The following is a 2,639-nucleotide window of genomic DNA, read 5'->3' on the forward strand; positions in this document are numbered from 1 at the left end:
CGTTCCATTAATTTTGAATGGTGTCCATGGTCTTAGTTAAATTTTTCTTGTTTCTGCCCAATTGATTCAATTCAGTAACTATGACAACACCACCTTAACAAATCATAATTTGGATAATAGTATGTTCCATTTGAAAGCTAAGCCCTATAATTAGCATAGGGTTAATAGCTCTAATCAAAATACCCACAAAAGGCCTGCTCAACTAACAATTGAGTAGGCCTTTTGTAGTACAAATTAATCCTTATCACAACTAACCTCAATAGCACAACAGGTATAAATAGTGCCTAAAATCCCTAAATAAATTTCTCTCACAACTGTTTAATAAAGCGGCAATCCCCGTTGTACGTGATTAATTAAACATTCAATTCTTAAAACACCTATTTTTAAATCGACTTAAACCTTCGCTGTTGCGTGCGTTTACTAATCCCCGTCTTTCGTTCAATCATCTTATAAGTCATGCCTTGTTTTCGCAACTCATAAGCAAATCTGATCTGTTCATCAGAATACGTTTTCGGTCGCCCTTCCCGAAACAACGGATCATGTTGCTTGGCATACAATTTACCTTCTTGTGTGCGCGTGACAATCATATCGCGTTCAAACTGCGCAAAGGCGCTAAATATTGTAAAGACTAATTGGCCAGTCGGCGTATTGTCAATTAAGCCCATATTCAAAATGTTGACTTTGACATTTTCTTTAAACAACTCTTGGATAATGGCTAAGGCCTCGCGCGTGTTCCGTGCAAACCGATCCAGCTTAGTGACAATCAAAGTATCACCTGTTTTTAGAGCGCGCAACAGTTTTTGAAACTCCGGTCGTTCGGTAGTTGTGCCGGTAAACTTTTCTTGAAAGATTTTTTCTGCTCCTGCCAATTTTAGTAACTCAATTTGATTTGCTAATTTTTGATCAGTGGTACTGACCCGCGCATAGCCATATTTCATCTTTTTATCTCCTTACTTATGTCATTAAGTAGTGACACGGTTCTAACCCTTTAATTATACAGTATCAAAAAAGAGGCCACAACTGTTAAGTTGTGACCTGGTTCGTTCCATTTAAACACTTTAATTATCACATATTCAAAACGTCAAGAAATATTTTTATCTAATCCTCTTTAACAGGGGAATGCTTAGCCACTTGTAGTGCCTGATTGATTACCTTGGCGTATAAAATATCACCAGCCCGAATGCCACCGAAGTGTACGCCATCTATCCCTTTGAAGACTTCTGGATGTTGCGCCGCAATCTTGCCCCAGTCGGCAATCATAATGAACTTATACTTAGCTGGCAGACGCCGTTCCAAAACGGCCAACTTTGATGAATTTCAGTCAGCATCGGCCGGGGCATTATAAGGTGTCATCAGAATCAACTTGTGCCCCGGCTCCAAGTCATGAATGATCTTCATGGTTTGCTCTTCGTAATCATCCAGCGCGTTGGTCCCAATACAAATCACCGCGTACTGCCGTAACGTATAGCTTCGCTGCTGGTTCATCATGACTTTATACGCCAAGTTCATCGTCCGATCGCCCTTAATCTTTAAGCTTTGCCATTTTTTTAATAGCATGCCTAAATAGATGGTACACATCGCCGCAGGGCAGTGCTTTTCTAACATTCCAGCTACCAAGTGTTTTGGTAAAAATGTCCCTTATTCAGATAATTATTATTACAATCTACCATTTACACAAGATATTTTACGCTCTCCGTCTCAGGTACAGTTCTCATCAATGTGTTCTAATAGGAATACAAAAAAAAACGGCTTCCATTAAGTATTCAAGATAGATCCTTTACTTGAATCTCTTAATAGAGGCCGTTTTTATTTTACAAAATTACGTATTAAACATACTTGCCACAAAAAAACTAAATGGAAAATTATTTAGTCTGGAGTACAAATTGGAAATGTGTTCAGCTATGTGATTATTGTTGGCGGCTTTGCCACTTACAATAAGGCTGATTTTGGAGATCCATCGCGTTCCAATACATTTCTAATTCTTGCGGAAGACGGGAATTTAAGCACATTCACATTTTAACCAAATTTGAGTAAGAACCCCAAAAGTGAGTTATTGGATTCTTTTATTCGTATCTCGTTTTACTTTTTATGTTTTTCGTATCTCGTTTTACTTTTTATGTTTTTTGTAATACCAAACACACCTAACCCTGCAACCACTATAATTGCAGCAATTGTTTCAACGATAGTCATAATGGATTTAGTATGACTGTTCTTAACTGGCGTCTTCTTATTGATTTCACGACTTTGCTTGTCAGTAATCGTAAATTTCCGTTGAAGCTTCCAAATATTTTGCCCATTGTTAGCCTTAACATCCAAATACATCATATAAGTCCCTGACTTTAATCTCTTATCCTTGTTAGCACCGATAACTGTATTAACATTAATAGGATAAGTAAAGTAACTGTTTGGGGCAATTGACATATTTGATTTCTCTGATTGTAAAATAACATTCTTACTATCATTTTCTGAAGTTATCTTTGCTTTGATATCAACTTTTTCTTCCAATCTTGGCACATCATTATCTAATAGTGCATTGACTGAAATTTGTCCATTTTGAGTATCTTCATATGCTTTGATCAGTTTTAAATTTGGATCAACTGTGTCAGTATTTTGTCTCAATTGTAGGCCTAGAACATAAT

2 protein-coding genes and 1 pseudogene are annotated in these 2,639 nt (G+C 37.0%); all 3 read right to left on the reverse strand.

Annotated elements, in window-relative coordinates:
- Nucleotides 1–383: 383 nt before the first annotated feature.
- On the reverse strand, nucleotides 384–938 hold the full coding sequence (locus EKM66_RS12390; RefSeq protein WP_033615067.1) for a recombinase family protein: 555 nt from the start codon (nucleotides 936–938) through the stop codon (nucleotides 384–386).
- A gap of 160 nt (nucleotides 939–1,098) precedes the next feature.
- Nucleotides 1,099–1,524: pseudogene (locus tag EKM66_RS12985) on the reverse strand (acyltransferase family protein); the annotation flags it as partial.
- A 555-nt stretch (nucleotides 1,525–2,079) separates the two neighbouring features.
- On the reverse strand, nucleotides 2,080–2,639 hold a 560-nt coding region (locus EKM66_RS12400; protein ID WP_164505150.1), incomplete at its 5' end, for a DUF3324 domain-containing protein.

The sequence above is a fragment of the Companilactobacillus hulinensis genome, from assembly GCF_003946555.1.
GTDB lineage: Bacteria > Bacillota > Bacilli > Lactobacillales > Lactobacillaceae > Companilactobacillus > Companilactobacillus hulinensis.